At 35.0% G+C, this 18858-nt stretch carries 15 protein-coding genes and 1 riboswitch; of the genes, 6 read left to right on the top strand and 9 right to left on the bottom strand.

Translation table 11 applies throughout. The annotated features are described in order from the left end of the window. Positions 1-16: 16 nt before the first annotated feature. Positions 17-811 (bottom strand): type I methionyl aminopeptidase, encoded by a 795-nt coding sequence (gene map, locus LKACC16343_RS05735; RefSeq protein WP_025084677.1) that lies wholly within the window; start codon positions 809-811, stop codon positions 17-19. Positions 812-935: 124 nt separating this feature from the next. Between map and LKACC16343_RS05730 the strand changes: the two genes are divergently transcribed. Continuing rightward, positions 936-1391, top strand: a complete 456-nt coding sequence (locus LKACC16343_RS05730; RefSeq protein WP_056953713.1) for a flavodoxin — start codon at positions 936-938, stop codon at positions 1389-1391. A 2-nt stretch (positions 1392-1393) separates the two neighbouring features. Continuing rightward, positions 1394-1855, top strand: coding sequence for a GtrA family protein (locus LKACC16343_RS05725; protein ID WP_056953711.1), 462 nt, complete (start codon positions 1394-1396; stop codon positions 1853-1855). Positions 1856-2337: 482 nt separating this feature from the next. On the opposite strand, the gene wecB is transcribed toward LKACC16343_RS05725, so the two are convergent. Beyond that, the gene (gene wecB / locus LKACC16343_RS05720) at positions 2338-3480 is read right to left on the bottom strand and encodes a non-hydrolyzing UDP-N-acetylglucosamine 2-epimerase (protein WP_087721271.1); all 1143 of its coding nucleotides are present in this window, start codon (positions 3478-3480) and stop codon (positions 2338-2340) included. Between the two features lie 401 nt (positions 3481-3881). Here wecB and fba point away from each other — a divergent pair, with 401 nt between their 5' ends. Continuing rightward, positions 3882-4751: a class II fructose-1,6-bisphosphate aldolase gene (fba, locus tag LKACC16343_RS05715; protein WP_056953709.1), complete on the top strand. Its 870-nt coding sequence runs from the start codon at positions 3882-3884 to the stop codon at positions 4749-4751. Positions 4752-4869: 118 nt separating this feature from the next. On the opposite strand, the gene LKACC16343_RS05710 is transcribed toward fba, so the two are convergent. The 4 genes from LKACC16343_RS05710 to LKACC16343_RS05695 form a co-directional block, all read right to left on the bottom strand. Continuing rightward, positions 4870-7113, bottom strand: coding sequence for an HAD-IC family P-type ATPase (locus LKACC16343_RS05710; RefSeq protein WP_056953707.1), 2244 nt, complete (start codon positions 7111-7113; stop codon positions 4870-4872). Between the two features lie 10 nt (positions 7114-7123). Then, positions 7124-8407 carry a phosphopyruvate hydratase gene (gene eno, locus LKACC16343_RS05705; RefSeq protein ID WP_056954048.1) on the bottom strand — a complete coding sequence of 428 codons (1284 nt, stop codon included), beginning with the start codon at positions 8405-8407 and terminating at the stop codon, positions 7124-7126. A gap of 92 nt (positions 8408-8499) precedes the next feature. Then, positions 8500-8566: riboswitch (Fluoride riboswitch) on the bottom strand. Positions 8567-9092: 526 nt separating this feature from the next. Then, the gene (locus LKACC16343_RS05700; protein ID WP_158106628.1) at positions 9093-10301 is read right to left on the bottom strand and encodes a GGDEF domain-containing protein; all 1209 of its coding nucleotides are present in this window, start codon (positions 10299-10301) and stop codon (positions 9093-9095) included. Between the two features lie 144 nt (positions 10302-10445). Then, the gene (locus LKACC16343_RS05695) at positions 10446-11789 is read right to left on the bottom strand and encodes an FAD-dependent oxidoreductase (RefSeq protein WP_056953703.1); all 1344 of its coding nucleotides are present in this window, start codon (positions 11787-11789) and stop codon (positions 10446-10448) included. A 204-nt stretch (positions 11790-11993) separates the two neighbouring features. Here LKACC16343_RS05695 and LKACC16343_RS05690 point away from each other — a divergent pair, with 204 nt between their 5' ends. Beyond that, positions 11994-12428, top strand: coding sequence for a GNAT family N-acetyltransferase (locus LKACC16343_RS05690; protein WP_056953701.1), 435 nt, complete (start codon positions 11994-11996; stop codon positions 12426-12428). Positions 12429-12497: 69 nt separating this feature from the next. Beyond that, complete coding sequence (locus LKACC16343_RS05685) at positions 12498-13181, top strand: EAL domain-containing protein (RefSeq protein WP_056953700.1); 684 nt, start codon at positions 12498-12500, stop codon at positions 13179-13181. Between the two features lie 242 nt (positions 13182-13423). Here the strand turns inward: LKACC16343_RS05685 and LKACC16343_RS05680 are convergent, their stop codons facing one another. Next, the gene (locus LKACC16343_RS05680; protein ID WP_056953697.1) at positions 13424-14773 is read right to left on the bottom strand and encodes an FAD-dependent oxidoreductase; all 1350 of its coding nucleotides are present in this window, start codon (positions 14771-14773) and stop codon (positions 13424-13426) included. A gap of 247 nt (positions 14774-15020) precedes the next feature. On the opposite strand from LKACC16343_RS05680, the gene LKACC16343_RS05675 reads away from it, so the two are divergent. Further along, entirely contained in the window at positions 15021-16217 is a 1197-nt protein-coding gene (locus LKACC16343_RS05675) for a GGDEF domain-containing protein (protein ID WP_056953695.1), read from the top strand. Between the two features lie 398 nt (positions 16218-16615). Here the strand turns inward: LKACC16343_RS05675 and LKACC16343_RS05670 are convergent, their stop codons facing one another. Both LKACC16343_RS05670 and LKACC16343_RS05665 read right to left on the bottom strand, forming a co-directional pair. Continuing rightward, positions 16616-17275 (bottom strand): YczE/YyaS/YitT family protein, encoded by a 660-nt coding sequence (locus LKACC16343_RS05670; RefSeq protein WP_056953694.1) that lies wholly within the window; start codon positions 17273-17275, stop codon positions 16616-16618. Positions 17276-17390: 115 nt separating this feature from the next. Beyond that, entirely contained in the window at positions 17391-18854 is a 1464-nt protein-coding gene (locus tag LKACC16343_RS05665) for a multicopper oxidase family protein (protein ID WP_056953692.1), read from the bottom strand. Between the last annotated feature and the right edge of the window lie 4 nt (positions 18855-18858).

Raw genomic sequence — 18858 nt, 5'->3', positions numbered from 1 at the left:
ATTTATCCTCACTATTTTAAAGTAAGTATTTAGCATCATATTCTGGATCTTGAGAAGTCAAGATCTTAGGACCATCTTTGGTAATGGCAATGGTATGTTCATATTGTGCTGAATCAGTTCCATCGGCAGAAACAAAATATTCCCAGCCATCAGCTTTAACAAACTTATCTTTAATTTCCCACGTTCCAAGGTTAACCATTGGTTCAATAGTAATTGTCATTCCTTCACGTAAACGCAAACCTTGTCCTGGTTCGCCATAATGAGGAACGTTTGGAGCTTCATGCATGGTTGGTTGAATACCATGACCAATCAAGTCACGGACATCGCCCATATGATTTTCATCTTCAACATAATGTTGGATAGCATAACCAATATCACCAAGACGATTGCCAACTACAGCTTGATCAATTCCCAAGTATAGAGCCTTGTGTGTTACATCCATTAATTTTTGATCTTCAGCTGACAAATCTCCAACTGCATATGTCCAGCAAGAATCACTTTCATAACCATTTAAGTTAACGGTCATATCTACTTTTAGAACGTCACCGCTCTTTAAAATAAGGTTCTTACGAGGAATACCGTGGGCAACTTCATCATTAACACAGACACAAGTTGCATACTTGTAGCCTTCAAAACCCTTTTCTGATGGACGACCACCGTGTGAAACGATATAGTCGTTAGCAAAATTTTCAATTTCCATTGAAGAAATTCCTGGTTTAATAATGTCACGTAAACCAATATGTGTATTAGCAAGCAATTCTCCAGACTTTCTCATTCCTTCGATTTCTCTTGCAGATTTTAATGTAATCACTTTATAACATGTCCCTTCAAAAATATGTTAGTTTCATTATAACATTAGAGGGTTTCGGAATTAGATAGCCCGTGATATTAATTTTTGCTATAATATCTAAAGATTAAATAATGAGGCGACAATTATGACAAAAGTAAAAATTGTTTTTGCTAGCATTACTGGTAATGATGAAGATATCGCCTATGTCCTAACTGAAAAGTTCGAGGATTTAGGTTGTGATGTTGATATGAGCGAAGTTTCTCAAACAGATGTAGCCGACTTTGAGGATTCTGATATCTGCATTATCGCTAGCTATACTTATGACCAAGGTGTCGTGCCAGATGAAGCATTGGACTTCTACGATGACATGCAAGACCTTGACTTAACTGGAAAAGTATACGGTGTCTGTGGTTCAGGTGACACTTTCTATGAGGATTTCTGCCGAGCCGTAGAAGAATTCGATAAAGTATTTCAAAAAACTGGTGCTACTCGTGGAGCTGACTCTGTCAAAGTCGAGTTAGGACCAGAACAAGAAGATATCGATAACCTCGACAATTTTGCTGAACAAATCTTTAAAAAGGCACAAGAAATGGATCTTTAAAAATGGACTTCTTAAAAAAATACCGTAATTTTGGAGTTTACTGTCTCTTTGGTTTTTTAGCATCACTATTAAATATCGGAATTTTCGATCTATCGCATAACTATTTCCATATTACCTTGTGGATTGCTAATACTATTGCTTGGTTTATCTCCAACTTCTTTTCATTCTTTGTAACGAAATTATATGTTTTCAAATCTGAAATGGAAAACCTGAAGAAACTATTTAAAGAAGGAATGTTCTTCCTTGTTTCACGTATCTTCTCACTGATCTTTGATGATATTTTCATGGTCGTAGCGGTTTTCATTTTTCCTTGGAATAACTTGATTATCAAAGCTATTGATCAATTGATTGTTGGGCTATTTAATTACTTCTCATCGAAGTTAATTTTCAATTATCAAAATCGTCATTTGATTGATCGTATTAAAAATTTAAAAGCACGTCGAAAGAGTCGAAATGAAATTTAATTCGATTCTTTTTTGTTTGACTAAATATTTCGTCTTCCGCAAAAGTTGAAAAGGCGGTGGAACGCCGTGGGCACAGCTTTTACTCCAGACTGGTAAACTTCTCTATTCATTATTACTTTCTAAATTTTTAAAACAAAAATAACAACATCAATTTAAATAAACGTTACCTCAATTCTATCCAAGCATAAAATTATCTAGCTCAACTTGGCCCACGGGAGTCCTATATTAACCATAATTGTAAAGAAATTTTTTATAATATTTTTAAAAGAAAAAAGAGTGTTCATCCAATTTTAACAAATTGATATGAACACTCTTTATTAATTATGTAGAATTAATGCCTTAAACCACCGATAACATTGGAATCAAAGAATTAGTCGGTAGTAAAAAATCTGTGGGCCCACAGATTTTTTGCGGACGACGGCATATTCATCCACATTAGTTGGCATCTAGTTACAATTGAACTTGAGAATATTTCTCACCGTTTATTTAAATTCGTCTGGTTTCTCTGTTGTTTGTTTGAAGTAATAGCTCATTGCATCCAAAATACGTTCGGAAGCTTTACCGTCACCGTATGGGTTTTTGGCATTTGCCATACGATCGTATTCAGCGTTGTCAGTGATTAAACGTGTCATTTCTCTCTCAACTACTTCAGCGTCTGTACCAACTAACTTCAAAGTTCCAGCTTTTACACCTTCAGGACGTTCTGTTGTGTCACGTAAAACTAGGACTGGTTTTCCTAATGATGGGGCTTCTTCTTGAACACCACCGGAATCTGTCATAATAAAGTAACTTCTTGATGCTAAATTATGGAAGTCGACTACATCTAATGGTTCGATCAAATGAATTCTATCTACCCCACCTAGAATTTCTTTAGCAGTTTGTTGAACGACTGGGTTCAAATGTACTGGGTAAACTAATTCAATGTCATCATGCTTAGCAACAACTTTACGCATTGCTCTGAAGACTTCTTTCATTGGTTCACCTTGGTTTTCACGACGATGCATTGTGATTAAAATCATTTTCTTGTCTGGATCAATTACATCTAAGATATCATGATGATAATCTTTGTGAACGGTGCTCTTCAAAGCATCGATAGCTGTGTTACCAGTTACAAAGATATTTTCGCCATGATGATTTTCCTTCAACAAGTTAGCTTTACTTTCATCAGTTGGAGCAAAGTATAGATCAGTTAAATCATCAGTCATTTGACGATTCATTTCTTCTGGCCATGGTGAATACTTATTCCAAGTTCTCAAACCGGCTTCAACATGTCCAATACGTGTTTGATGATAGAAGGCTGACAAAGCGGCACTGAATGTAGTTGTTGTATCACCATGAACTAGTACAATATCAGGTTTTTCTTTTTCAATGATACTATCTAGTTCCTTCAAAACTAAACCAGTGATACCACTAAGTGTTTGACGTTCCTTCATGATATTTAAGTCATAATCAGGCTTGATCTTAAAAATTTCAAGCACTGAGTCTAACATTTCACGATGTTGAGCTGTAACTACTGTCACAGTATCGAAACGATCACTATTTTGCTTTAATTTTAAAACTAAGGGTGCCATTTTAATTGCTTCGGGTCTGGTACCAAAGACCGTCATAACTTTAATTTTATCCAAAATTATCACCTCAATAAATTACCTACAGTATATCAAAGATAACTTTATTAATATAGGTAGACACGTTTGTTTCATAGGATATCGTTTTCTGAAAGTTTTTGCGTATAATATAGATATTATGATTAATATTCCAATACTAATAGTCCTCAGTATTTTAACAACCTTAATTGCCTTCTTCATCGTCATGGCAATTTATAACACCTTCATCAAATCCACCAGTAAAAAATATTGGTGGTTCATTTTAATTGGCCTGCTTATCCTTTATATGATAGCGTTTTACATCTATTTTCACATCCATTAATGGGTTTACAGAAATAGTTTGTTAAAAAAAGTATTAATTTCTACCATTTTGAGTTAGAATTATCAATGTATTCGAAAATGAATTTTATGGAGGTTTATCGATGGTTTTAACAAACGGTAACGAAATTTTCAATAACGCCCGTAAAGGCAAGTATGCTGTTGGTGCTTTTAACATCAACGACTTGGAATGGACACGCTCAATTTTGGCTGCTGCCCAAGAAACACAAACACCTATCTTGGTTCAAACATCAATGGGTGCTGCTAAGTACATGGGTGGTTATGAACTATGTCTACACCTTGTACAAGACACAATCAAGTCAATGGGTATCACAGTTCCAGTTGTAATGCACTTGGATCATGGTAACTACGAAGCTGCTAAGGAATGTATCGAAGTTGGATATAACTCAGTTATGTTCGATGGTCATGACCTTCCATTCGCAGAAAACCTTGAAAAGACTAAGGAAATTGTTAAATTAGCTCATGCTAAGAACATGTCTGTTGAAGCTGAAGTTGGTTCAATCGGTGGTACTGAAGATGGTATCGTTGGTTTAGGTGAATTAGCTGATGTTGAAGAAGCTAAGACTCTTGCTGCTACAGGTGTTGATTACCTTGCTGTCGGTATTGGTAACATTCATGGTGTTTACCCTGACAACTGGAAAGGTTTAAGCTTTGACCGTCTTAAGGAATTAGCTGATGTTATCAAGACACCACTTGTTCTTCATGGTGGTTCAGGTATTCCTAAGGAACAAATCATCAAGGCTGTTTCAATGGGTATCTCAAAGGTTAACGTTAATACTGAATTACAACTTTCATTCGCTAAAGCAACACGTGAATATATCGAAGCTAAGAAAGACTTGGATATTGATGAAAAGGGTTATGACCCACGTAAATTGCTTGCACCTGGTGCTAAAGCTATTACTGAAACAACTAAGGAACGTATCCAATGGTTCGGTACACCTTCAATCAAATAATTATTTGATAAATAAAAAACAGAGACTTCGGTCCCTGTTTTTTTTGTTCTAAAATACCCTATTAGAAATCCTATACATCAAGGACAATTCTAATAGGGTATTTTTATAATTACTAATCTTATTTGTAATAAGAAACCTTAATCAAATCCAATACTAAGAACATAACAAAGCAAATCAAGAAAACAGCCAATACATTTAAAGCCGCTGTATGCAACCATAAAATACTTATCAAACTGGATAGAACTAGATTAATAAATATAACGGTCCCCACTGATTTACTTGTTTTAATTGACCAAAAATGATCTCTCGTTCTTGTTGAAAGAATCATCCCCATTGCGGAGTAAATCAAGTAAACAAATAATATTCCGCTAATTTGGGCATGTGTGAAACTAGTAAATTTGACACTATACCACAACATTGCAAATCCTAATATTAACCAGCCAACTGTATAGATAGCCGAAATTTTCGATAGGTTCTTCAAATTCCAAGCTTCTGGCAAATGATTAATTTTTACTCGATCAGTTCCCAACGTCAAAGTAACACAATCGTTAAAAATAACGATAAAAACGATGATATTCAACGAAACTGGGAAGAAGTTAGTGAATAAATAACCAATAGTTAATAAAAGTGCTAATTGAGCTGTTCTTGCCAATTTAGTGATCAACCAGGTCATCATTCTCTGATAAACTCGATGACCAGCATCTACCAATTCCATGATTCCTTTTAAAGAAGGTTCTGTCAGAATAATTCTTGCAGCTAACTTAGAAATGTCAGTTGCGGTATCAATGGCAATCCCAACATCAGCTTTCTTCAATGCTGGCGCATCATTGACACCATCACCTGTCATACCAACAACGTAACCTTTATCTTGTAAGGATTTTACAATTTTGAATTTATCTTCTGGATAAACATCAGCAAATCCTCCAAATGACAAAGGAGCAGATAGTGCTTCATCAACTGTACCGATTCGATCATTTAGACCCACTTTTTGTGCAATGGCTTGAGCTGTTGGTACTGTATCACCAGTTAACATTAAAACAGTGATTCCCTGCTTCTTTAATGCAGCAATTGTTTCTGGCATGTCAGGTTTAATTTGATCCTTAAAAGTTATCAAACCAATGGCTTCCTGATTGATAGTCAAAACCATTACTTGCAATCCCTGCTGTGATAGTTCGTCAATTTTAGATTTTACTTGATTCTCTAAATTACCTTTTACAGGTGATCCCAAAAATATTTCATCACCATTGTTGAGAACGGCTTTTGCACCTTTCAATTTAGGATCAAATGAAATTTGTTGTTTCACTTCAATTGAAACTATATCATCCGACTTAGCTTTTTGTAGGATTGCTAAATCAAGCGGACTGACACTACTGGGTTTGACGGTTGCTAATGCATATTTGAATAACTGCATTTTATCCAACCCGTTCAAACTTATAATTTCATCGACTACCGGTTTATTCTTGGTAATTGTTCCGGTCTTATCCATTAACAAGACATTCATCGAACCAGCTTCCTGAATACCAGTAAGCCCGCTAACCAAAACACCCTTTTTCGACAAACTGCCTGCTTCTAAAGAGTTGGCAACCGCAAAACTCGATGGCATTGAGATAGGAATTGTAGCTACAAATAGAATAACTACGAATGGTAATAATGAAAGAAACGGTGTATGTCTAATCAATGCAGTAATAGTTAAAATGACTGCTAAAACAACATCCAAATAGGCCAAATACTTAACAACTGTAAAAAGTAAATTTTCCAATCTACCTGGAGCTTCGTTTGTCCTAACCAATTCTGTTGTTTTACCTAGACTACTGTGAACACCAGTTTTTTCAACTGTTACATCCGCTGTACCTTCGATAATCGTTGAGCCAGAATATAACTCATCATCTTCTACTTTAGTAACAGCTTTCGTTTCACCAGTGATAACTGATTGATTAACTAAAATGGCACCCTTAACTACTTTACAATCAGCTGGAACAACTGATCCGACTGACAAATGAATCAAATCACTAGGAACTAATTCCCGACTCGATAATTTTTGCCATTTACTATCACGAAGCACACTTGCGTAAGCAATCAATTTTGTATCCAATTCACCAATTGATTTTGAAGCTCGATTCTCCTGAATGGCTCCATCAATTGCTGAAAATAGTAATAGGGCAAAGATAAAGACAACTTGAATAAAGTTACCTAAAATCAACTCAATTACTAAAGCTAATTCGATTACATAAGGAATTGGACCAACCAAACGTTTTAAAATCAAACTGATAAATGATTTTTGAATCTTTGGCGTCTCATTATATCCGTATTCTTGTCTGAGTTTCTCAACCTCTGGTGTGGTAAGTCCATATTTTTCTTTCATGATTTATTGATTAGTCAAAGTCCACATCATTTGGGAAATGAGCTAGATTAGATTCTTTGCCTAATTCTTCCTCAATTCTTAATAATTGATTGTATTTAGCTAGACGTTCACCACGTGCTGGAGCACCTGACTTCAATTGTTCAGCATGCATTGCCACTGTAAAGTCAGCCAAGAATGAATCTTCAGTTTCACCAGAACGATGTGACATCATTGTTGTATAGCCATTCTTTCTAGCAACACGGATAGCTTCCATTGTTTCAGTCACAGTACCAATTTGATTCAACTTAATCAAGAAACTATTAGCCATACCCTTCTTGATAGCTTTTCTGAAGAGTGCAGGATTTGTACATACATTATCATCAGTAACAATTTGAACACGTTTGCCATTCTTTTGTGTGAATTTAGCAAAGTTTTCCCAATCATTTTCACCAAAGGGATCTTCCATTGAAACAATTGCTGGATACTTATCTAGCAAACCTTCATAGTATGTACCCATTTCTTCGGCACTACGTTTCTTACCTTCAAACAAATATGAACCATCATCTTGGGCAAAGCTAGAAGCAGCAGCATCAAAGGCAATACCAATTTCTTCACCGGGAACGTAACCAGCATCTTTAATCGCACGATTTAATTCATCAATGGCAGCTTCACTTGACGGAAGATCAGGAGCAAATCCACCTTCATCACCTAGGCCTGTTTGATAGCCTTCTTTTTCAAGATTCTTCTTCAATTGATGATAAACGTTAACAATCTTTTCAAATCCATCACGGAAACTTGTACGTTTGATAGGTGTAATTAAGAACTCTTGCATATCAATTCCGTTATCAGCGTGTTCACCACCATTAATAACATTGTGGAATGTTTGTGGCAATTCTAGATCAACACCACCGAGATAACGGTAAACAGGAATTCCTTCTGCATTAGCTGCAGCACGAACTGTGGCAATTGAAACACCTAAAATAGCATTAGCACCTAACTTAGCTTTATTTGGAGTGCCATCAAGGTCAATCATCATTTGGTCGATATGAGCTTGATTGAAAGGATCAGCACCTTTTAATTTATCATTGATCAAAGTATTAACATTGTTAACGGCCTTTAAAACACCCTTGCCATCTAGTCTGTCACCACCATCACGTAATTCAACCGCTTCATTATCACCAGTTGATTTACCTGAAGGAACACTAGCACGACCCAAAATGCCATTTGAAAGAATAACATCTGCTTCAACTGTTGGGTTACCACGTGAGTCAAATACTTCCCTAGCCTTAACATTCTCAATTGTTACTTTTGTCATAATAAATACTCCCTTCTTAATCATAAAAAAAAGACGACTACTCCACATTAAAAGACCCTCAATAATTTTCCTCAATTATTATTGGTATTTTAAATAGAGTAGACGTCATCAATTACGATTAAGTAATATTTTTCGGCGAACGTCATCGCCTCTTCGAACAAATTCATAGTATAATACTTTTTTTATTTAAACAAGTATATTCATTCACTTTTATGAGTATTTATTTGCTTGTGAAATCTTTTGTTTAAACAAAAAATAATTATATTTATCATTCAATCCATACTGTCACTAACACTTGGCACAATAATATTTTTTGAATCGTGAGCATAGAAATTGTGAAATTCACAAAAACTTGCTATACTTCATTTGTACCATAAAGAAAGCGCTAACATAGAAAGGAGGACCACATATAGCAACTTTGTTTACAACTAGAATAAGTAGTTTTCAAAGTCCTATCTCGTGCCTCCCATGTAGAAAATCTAATTCTATGCTTAAATACTTATTCTAGTAGTTGGTTTGTGAAGTAGGAGCTCACTCAATTCTTCGATTTGCCTAAAATTTAACTCCCAGACCAAATTTGATCTCCTGTTAGTTGAATACCCCATCATTCAATGACATATTAATTTTGCTCCTACTAAAAATCGACTTATATAAAAAACAGTCAGGTTCCCCGCCTGGCTGTTTTTTATATCTTGATCATTGGTACTTTTTCATATTGGAAAATTTTACCCTCGATAGTCATCTCATCACGCCCATTATTCTTTGATTGATAGAGATATTCATCGACTCTTTTAAATATTTCGTCAAAGGACTCATCAGTTTTACGAAGCATCGTTACGCCAAAGCATAGCGTTACATCTAATTGAGTTCCTTGAATAAATAGCGGCATTTCTATTAAGGTTTGGTTAATACGATTGACAATTTCTTGAGCTCTTTTCGTATCAACATTCTTCAATAAAATCACAAACTCTTCGCCACCATAACGGAATAATTGTCCCTGACTGCCATCGACATGTAGTTCACGTTCAACCGTATGTGAAACATGACGTAAAACCTCATCACCAATTTCATGTCCATAATGATCATTAAATTCTTTAAAGCGGTCAATATCAAACATCATCACTGTTAAGGGTACTGAACTTTGACTATATTTTTCAAAGAATTCTTTAGAAACCTTATTCAAATTTGCCCGATTACGGACCCCAGTTAAAGCATCGTAATTAACTTTATTCTCCAAATCGTTATACGCATGCATGTAAGTACTCATTTTTAATTCAATTATCCGTACGACAAACATATAAAACTCGAATAAAATCAACATTCCAATAATATCAACTAATGGAAATCTATAATCAATCCAAATAAAGATCCACCAACAGATTCCAAACAACATTTGTGATGATAAATATCGGTAATTAGAAATTGCTAAAACTTCTTTATGACTATATAAATAATCAATCACAATTATTAAAATAAGATAAGAAACAATAAACAACCATGCATATGGTCCTTGAATTCTCGAAATATCTGACGATGGATGATACAAAAATGGCAAAAAAACATTCAATAAAATAATTAAGCGATTATTGAAAATAAACAGGCCATAGAATAAAATCGTTAATTCAGCGTTGGCTAGCAATCCTCCCAACTCAACTTGCGAACCACCTGTCAAACTTTTGAAAACAATGGTAACCAACAACAACATTAAAAGTAATAGCAGCATTTCAGCTATATTTATCCCCACCTTCTTAAAGAAGGACGATGCTGTGCTGACTTTTCGTTCCAATATAAAAGATATATAAGTAATAATAGTAACTAAACCGATTGTGACTATTCCCGTTACTAAGGCATTTGCACTAAAACAGATTCTTAAAATCTCCATTAAATTACCCAAAAGGAACCCCTCGCACATTCATTTATAACATTAAGTCTAGCATGAATGAACTGTCTATTAAATTAAAAGTATCACATTATACATATTCATATATATTTTTCAAAAAAAGGACAAAACTAAAAAAAGTTTTGTCCTTAATATTTTCTAATTGTTATCTTCTTTAGCAATTGCTTGTTGTGCTACCAAATTGAGATAATTAAATGGATTATCATAATTGGGTTGGAACAGCATATCGACAAAGGCTAAATCATCAATTGTATTCTCATTCTGAATACAGATTGACAAAGCATTTGCTGATTGAGCAACTTCATGCTTACTGAATAATTGTGCCCCTAAGACCTTTCGCGTATCTTTATCATAAATCAAATAAATTGTTAGCATTTCTGTCGTTGGCATATAATCTGGACGATAATTGTCGTGGTATGTAACGCAATCAGCATTCAATCCATTTGCCAGAGCCTTTTTCAAAGTCAATCCGGTTTCGGCTAATGTATAACCAAATAATGCCATTGCTGTGGTAGCCTGTGTTCCCATATACTTGCGAACATTTCCAAAAATATTCAAACCTGCCAAAGTACCTTGACGTACTGCACTAGAAGCCAGTGGAATGTATTTCATTTCACCAGTTGGATTGAACTTAACTGCACAAGAATCACCGGCAGCAAAGATATCAGGATCTGAAGTTTGCATATAATCGTTAACCAAAATGGCTCCATAACCATCCATTTGTACTTGTCCACGCAATAAGTCAGTATTGGCAAAAAAGCCTGTACAAACAATTACTAAGTCGGCCTTATAACTATGACCAGCTTTAGTATTGATGGTTAATTGATCACCGTCTTCAATTTCAGCAACACGTTCACCTAATGCAACTTTAACATCATGCTCTTTAAGTTTTTCAATGATTGTTTGTGATAGGGGTTCGTCAACATAATTATTGAGAATTTGTTCTCTTGATTGAATTAAAGTTACCTCATGAACAGTGTTAGCATAACTTTCAGCTAATTCCACTCCGACATATCCTGCACCAACAATAGCGATACTAGGGTAGTTCAAAGCTGATTCATAAATCTTCTTAGCTTGATCGTAGCTTTTACACAACAAAACACGAGGATTATCCATACCACCAATTGGTGGCACACCAACCTCTGAACCAGTGGTCATGATCAACTTATCATAACTATCTTCAAAAATTTCTTGTGTATTAAGATCTTGAACAACAATCTTCTTATTTTTTGAGTCAATCTTAATAACATTATGTTTCATATGAACCTTAGCGCCATAACCTTCAAGCGTAGTTGGATCGGCATAAAACATGTCTTCTAGTCGATTGACGATTCTTCCTAAATACAATGCTATCCCACATGATAGGAACGCAATATTATCGTCACGTTCATATACGGTAACTTCCGTATCTGGATGTTTCTCTAATATTTTTTCCACTGCAGCTGTTCCAGCATGTGTACATCCGACAACGATTACTTTCAACAGTCGGTTCCTCCTCTAAAGTACCCAAATAAATAACTCTCTGCTTCTTAAGCTTATATAAACACTTAGTTACATTATATCAATCTATTTAATTTTTTATATATTATAAATGGACTTTTTAAATTTCAAATATCGATAATGCACGGCAGAGTATTTGTAATATAATAACAAGTGTATTGACTTTTTTAAAAGCGGTGGTAATCAATGAACAAAATTAAATCTTCTAATGATATAAATTCTGATATCTATCACGACAGTGTGGATATTCGTAAAAAAGTTTTCGTGGATGAACAAAACGTTCCCGCTGAAATTGAAATAGATAACGACGAAGACAAATGTACCTATTTTGTTCTTTACAGCAATCAGCAAGCTGCAGCCACCGCTAGATTCCAAACTACATCTGACAATGGAATCCATATTCAAAGAGTCGCTGTATTAAAACCATTTCGTCACCAACATTTAGGATCTGATCTTCTAAAATATATTTTCAATTATGCTAGAAAACATAATTTCAATTACATTGTTTTAGGAGCTCAGGATCATGCCCAAGCTTTCTATACACAGTTAGGATTCGAAGTTGTCGGCGAACAGTACCAAGAAGCCGGAATCCTTCATCATGACATGAAACTAAGCTTGTAGTATTATTTGTTCGGTACATTATTCACGTGATTAATCAAGAATCGATTAGGACTAACAAAGGAGTACATTATGTACAGATATTTTATTCAACCCCAGCTTGATAAGGTGAATAATTCATTGATCGGTTATGAATTATTAATGAAAGAAAAGAAGCCGGAAGGATGGCGTCCACCCGCAAACTTTTCCGACGTCCCTTCTCACCTTATGGCACAAGTTTTAGTTGCTACAACGAAATTATTATCCTTAAAGATTGGTTCCGTTTCAGTAAATATCAATCGTAATCAATTAATGGACGAAGAAGTTCGTGATGCTATTATTGAAGCACAAAGAATTCTGCGTCCACTAAGACTAGTAGTAGAACTAACCGAAGATACACCAAGCAAAAATTGGAGCAATGAAGAATACATTTCCTTGATTAAAGAATTCATTGATTATGGAATGGACTTCAGTCTTGATGACTGTGGAACCGGAACAAATCAAATAGATCAAATCAAAGATATGATACCTTTAGCAGCCGAAATTAAATTTGCCATTCAGAACTTTGGTGAAAAGTTACGCGACCCAGATATTGAAAGCAAAGTTATCTATTGGCGCGACATATGTAGAAAAGAAAATATTCGCTTTATTCTTGAAGGAATAGAAGACGAAAAAGATGATGCTCTAGCTGATAAGTTAGGAATAGATCTACGTCAGGGATATTATTATGGAAAACCTAGATTGTTGAAGTTAAAAGCAGACGACGACGAATTCTAGAGAGCGGAGCAGGCCTGGGAATTTCCGAGGATTTGCCTAAGTCATGGAATCGACCGTGTACCTTGCGGGCAATTTCATGACTGTAGCAAACCGGAAGAAATTGGCCTGCGCAGCTCGTTTCCACTATTCAGCATAGAACCATGGTTATAAAACAAAAAATAATGGTTATCAAACTCAGACGACCAAACCCAAAAAGGAGATACCAACAAAAGTCGGTATCTCCTCTTTATTATTTCAAAAGATTATTTTACTTTACGTTCCTTAGCCACAGCCATTTGAGCAACCAAGTTCAAATAATTAAATGGATTATCGTAATTAGGTTGGAACAACATATCCATGAAAGCTAAATCATCGATTGTGTTCTTGTTTTGAATACATACTGACAAAGTATCAGCTGATTGAGCAACTTCATGCTTACTGAATAACTGACCACCTAAAATCAAACGTGTATCCTTATCATAAACCAATCTAATTGTTAACATCTCCGTTGATGGCATGTAAGCAGGACGATAATTATCATGGTATTCAACTACATCTGCATTCAAACCATGTTCTAGAGCATGTCCTAATGTTAGACCTGTAGAAGCAATCGTGTAGCCAAACAATTCCATGGCTGAAGTTGCTTGAGTACCCATGTACTTTTGAATATTGCCAAATACATTAATACCGGCCAAAGCACCTTGCCTAATAGCATTAGTTGCTAAAGGCATATAAGCATGTTCATGTGTAGGGTTGAAGTAAACCGTACATGCATCTCCTGCAGCATAAATGTCAGGATTTGATGTTTGTGTATATTCATTAATAATAATGGCACCACGGCGATCCATATCTACTTGTCCACGTAGTAAACCAGTATTGGCAACAAAACCAGTGCAGACAATTACCAAATCAGCCTTGTGATCTTCTTTAGATGTTTCAATAACAACATTGTCATCATCATCACGATTGAATCCAGTAACATTTTCATTCAAATAAACATCGACATTATGTTCCTTTAACAAATCAACTACTTTTTCAGACATATCAGGATCAATATAGTGGTTCAAAACCTGATCTCTCGATTGAACTAAAGTAACTTTATGATTTGTATTAGCATAACTTTCAGCCAACTCTACTCCAATATAACCACCACCCACGATGGCAATATGCTTATAGTCTTTGGCCGTATCATGAATTGCTCTTGCTTGTGCATAACTCTTGCACATCAGAATTCTTGAATCGGAAATGCCCATAATAGGTGGCACTACTACGGTTGAGCCAGTGGTCATAATTAACTTATCATAAGTATCGTTAATTATTTCATGTGTCTCCATATTTTCACACATCAATGTTTTCTTTTCTGAATCAATTTTTAGAACATCATGCTTCATTTTTATTGTGGCACCAAGTTTTTCCAGATCCTTAGGACTAGCATAGAACATGTCCTCTAAACGTTTTACTTTACCACCTAAATATAATGCAATTCCACATGACAGAAATGAAATATTATCATCACGTTCATATACGGTAACTTCCGTATCTGGATGTTCTTGAAGAATTTGTTCTACCGCTGCTGTACCAGCATGTGTACACCCTACAACTACTACTTTCATCCGATCTTTCCCCTCTCAAAAATTGAGTAAATTTTACATTAAAAAGCGAACAATCAAGCATAACTTTAGAAATGTTTATTGCTTTACCCCCTATTATAAACTTATAAATTTATAAATAAATAAGTGTATACTGATACATAATATTCTTTAGGGGTAATTATTTACTAAATGTCTTATAATACTACATCACGGACTCATGAACACGCGTTTTGTGTATTTATTCAAATAAATTCTTACGGAGGTCATTTTGAATATCCTAAAAGAGATTATTAATAACTATTTTAATCTCACCTCAACTATTATCACCTTAGTTACAATCGGCTTAATTACTATTATTACAATTATTTCTTACGGATTAGAGCGCAGAATCACCGATAAATCACCTATCTATATTCGACTACCGATTCATCTTACCGAAGGTGCCATTTTAGCAGGTTCCATGATTATCTTGCAGCAAACCTTCCATGTGCTCAATAATAGTTCCGTTAATAATGGTTGGTTATATGCTAATGCACAACTAACCATCTTGCTTTATTCCATGTATCTCTTACGAAATAAAATTACCCTACTAATTAATCTGTTAATGCCCTTTGCCTATCATCAATCTAATAACTTACAACGATTAACTAATGTTAAATTGCCTTACTTCATCGTTTCCTATATCTTTTTAGTTGCTATTGTTATTTATATCTACTGGCAAACTGATCGTTTACAGGACAGTACCATTAAGTACTTAGCTCTACAAATCCTTTACGGAATTGCCTGGTGGATTCTCCTCTGGGTCGACCACAGTTTTTCATTTTCGAATATTTTTTATATGTTGATCGTTTTTGTCATTTATATGGCAATTATTAGGTTCTGCGAACATAAGATGCAACTAACGCTGGCTGGATACGATACCCTAAAAAAAGCTGTTAATTATGATGAACTGACTGGTATCAGAAACCGCTCTAATTTAGATAAAAGCTCTAAAGAAATCTATGATAAGTATTCTCATGAGAATAGAGTCCCTTTGACCATGGCAATGTTTGATATCGACCATTTCAAACTATTTAATGATAAATACGGACATGCAACTGGTGATGAAGTTTTACGACATGTAGCTCACACTATGGAGCGTGAATTATATCTTCGTAAGACCCACGGAGAAATTTTTCGTTTCGGTGGTGAAGAATTTATCATTATTTTCCGTGATAAAACGGCTGAAGAATGTAGTCCAATTATAGTTGATCTTAGAAATGCTCTATACAGTGCACCCCTTTTTTTAAATGGTAAAAAATTAAATGTCAGTGTCTCATTTGGAGTCTCTGAATTGAAATCATCCGATACTGGTTTTACTGATCTCTTTAACCGAGTTGACAATTACCTCTATAAATCAAAAAATGCTGGTCGCAATAAAATGACTGTCGAAGACGTGATTTACGATTTTGACGAAAATAAATAAGAACGGTCTCCATTAAGAGATTCAAGTAAAGGATATATCTTGAATACTTAACAGAGGCCGTTCTTTTGATTAAAAATTTCTTTTGGAATTATGCGGAGCTAAAAATCTTAAAGCACAGATTTTGACGAAAAACGACATACTTCAACTACATTAGTTGGTTATTTAGTTACAACCCCACTTGAGTAAGAACCCAATTTGAATTGAAGCTTATTTATTTTTGGACAAAAAAATAGTGAGAAATTAATCTCACCGTCGGGAAGGAATCAGTTGTTTTTAAATCTGGTAGTCCCTATATGTCATAGTAAACCATGTTCAGTCTGACCGCAATAGTATAAATCGATAATCTTAACTCTTTTTTTAATAACTCACATTATTTTTAAAATTTTCTTTTATGACATCTAAAATGAATAATGATGTTTCAACGAAGGAACAACTATCTTATCCGAAATTCCAATAATAATACCTTGACAGAACATCGCTAGAATAGTTCCAATTCCCACTGATAAGATATGTCCCGTTAATATGAAGCAAATTATCATGATAATCACTGGTGGTGTGTAACTGACCAACTGTCCCCATCCAGCTGAACCATGTAAATATTTAAATCTCAAAAGATAGGCCATTTCATCATTGGGATGTTGAATTAAATTGCATCTTTGATAGATCGAAGTTCCCATTGAAACAAAAATCAAACCTAGTAGATCAACTAAAAAGCGTGAATAAATTGGAAGATAATTTAAATTGAACGGATTCAAAATATTGCTAAAAAAGCCAACTAAATAGCTAAATGGCAATGAGAATAATAAGTTAGAAATAAAGATATGACTATCAAATTTTCCTAACAACAGTTGATTCACGATAGTTACAATAACAGCATAGATAAATAATGTTGTCCCATAACTGGTGTGTAGTAATGTTGAAATATTGACCGCCGAAGCTGTCCATACTGCACTTCCCATATTACTGTCAATCATTAAAGCATTAGCAAAAGCATCCAATACGATTGCAAAAATCAAGAATCCTAAACGCTTCCTAAAACTGTTATCTTCCACTTTCATATCCCCCAAAATAAAAATAGACAATGCCAATCTTGTAATTGGTATTGTCTATTTGTTTACAGCCTAATTACTAAGAATTAGTTTAAAGTAGACTGAAAACGTTGTCAATGAGACTTTATTTATTCTTTGGGTGATTCATTTCATCCATACTTAATAGATGATATTTGTGCTCATGGTTAGGATCATAAGCTTCAATCTGTGCCATCATCCCTGTATCTTCATGTTCTAGGATATGACAGTGATACATGTAAACACCAAACTTAGTGAACTGAACAGCAATTCTAACTGTTTCACCAGCATTGACACCTACAGTATCTTTCCAACCATGTTCATTAGGATATGGTTCTTTACCATTACGACTAATAACAAGAAATTGACAACCATGCATATGGAATGGATGAATCATTCCACCATCCATATCATTAGTATTTACAACATCCCAAAGGACGGTATCACCAATCTTTTGACGACGGTCAATTCTCTGCATATCAAAGAGTTTACCATCAAGTCTAACTTGATCGTCCATTCCTGACATAACTGTACGAGTAACAGGTAGTCCAGGTGTTACTTCTGGTGCATCAATTGTTGTTAGATGTTCTGGAAGTTTTGTATCATCTGGAGCATATTGACCAATCTTGAATTTCATAATTGGCATATCATCACTCATTAATGTAACCACATCACCTGGCTTCTTGTCGCCAAAGTCTAAAATAACTTCAGCACGTTCAGCACAAGTCAACATCAACTTAGTTAATTTAACTGGTTCTGGCAAAGTACCACCATCTGAAGCAATTTGAGTAAACTCATGATTATCATCAAAGTGAAGACGCCATTCACGACGATCAGAACCATTCAAAATTCTTAAACGAACTCGTTGTGTTGTTACATCAAAGACACCGTTGATCGTACCATTAACTAAAGCATACTTACCTAAAGTACCATCAATATCGTAGTCTTTCTTGTAATCCAATTGATTGTCATGATAACTTCTATCTTGCAAAATAACCGGAATATCATCGACACCATAATTACGTGGGAAAGGTAATTTAGCTTCCTCATCGTCAGTTACCACAACAGCTGCAGCTAAACCATTCCAGACTTGGCGAGCTGTATTTGGACATGGATGTGGATGAATCCAATCAGTCTGTGCAGGTTGATCCAAAGTGAAGTCAATATCACGACTACCACCTGGATAAACTGGAGCATGTGGACCACCATCAACAATAGGTCCCGTAACGTTTAATCCGTGCCAATGGAAAGTAGTAACTTCTGGCAATTCATTAACAAGATGTACATGATAATGAACTCCCTTTTTTAAAACAATTGTTTGACCTAACAATGAAGCATTGTAGCCCCATGTTTTAGTCTTAGCACCAGGCAAAATTTGAGTTTCACCCTCTTGCGCTGTAATTGTGTAATAAACATCATTTCCGTCTACCTTGTCTGGCTTCAAAGCAGCAGGAATATTCAACGGATGATCAGGCATATCCACTTTTTCTAGTGGTATATAACCTCCATCGTGCAAATCAAATACTGGTTCATCAAAGAAATAATTATTGTAAACTTTTGTTTCTGACATTCAT

Origin of the sequence: Companilactobacillus bobalius (assembly GCF_002179915.1) — a bacterium.
GTDB classification, from domain to species: Bacteria; Bacillota; Bacilli; order Lactobacillales; family Lactobacillaceae; genus Companilactobacillus; species Companilactobacillus bobalius.
This window is presented reverse-complemented; position numbering and strand designations above follow the sequence as displayed.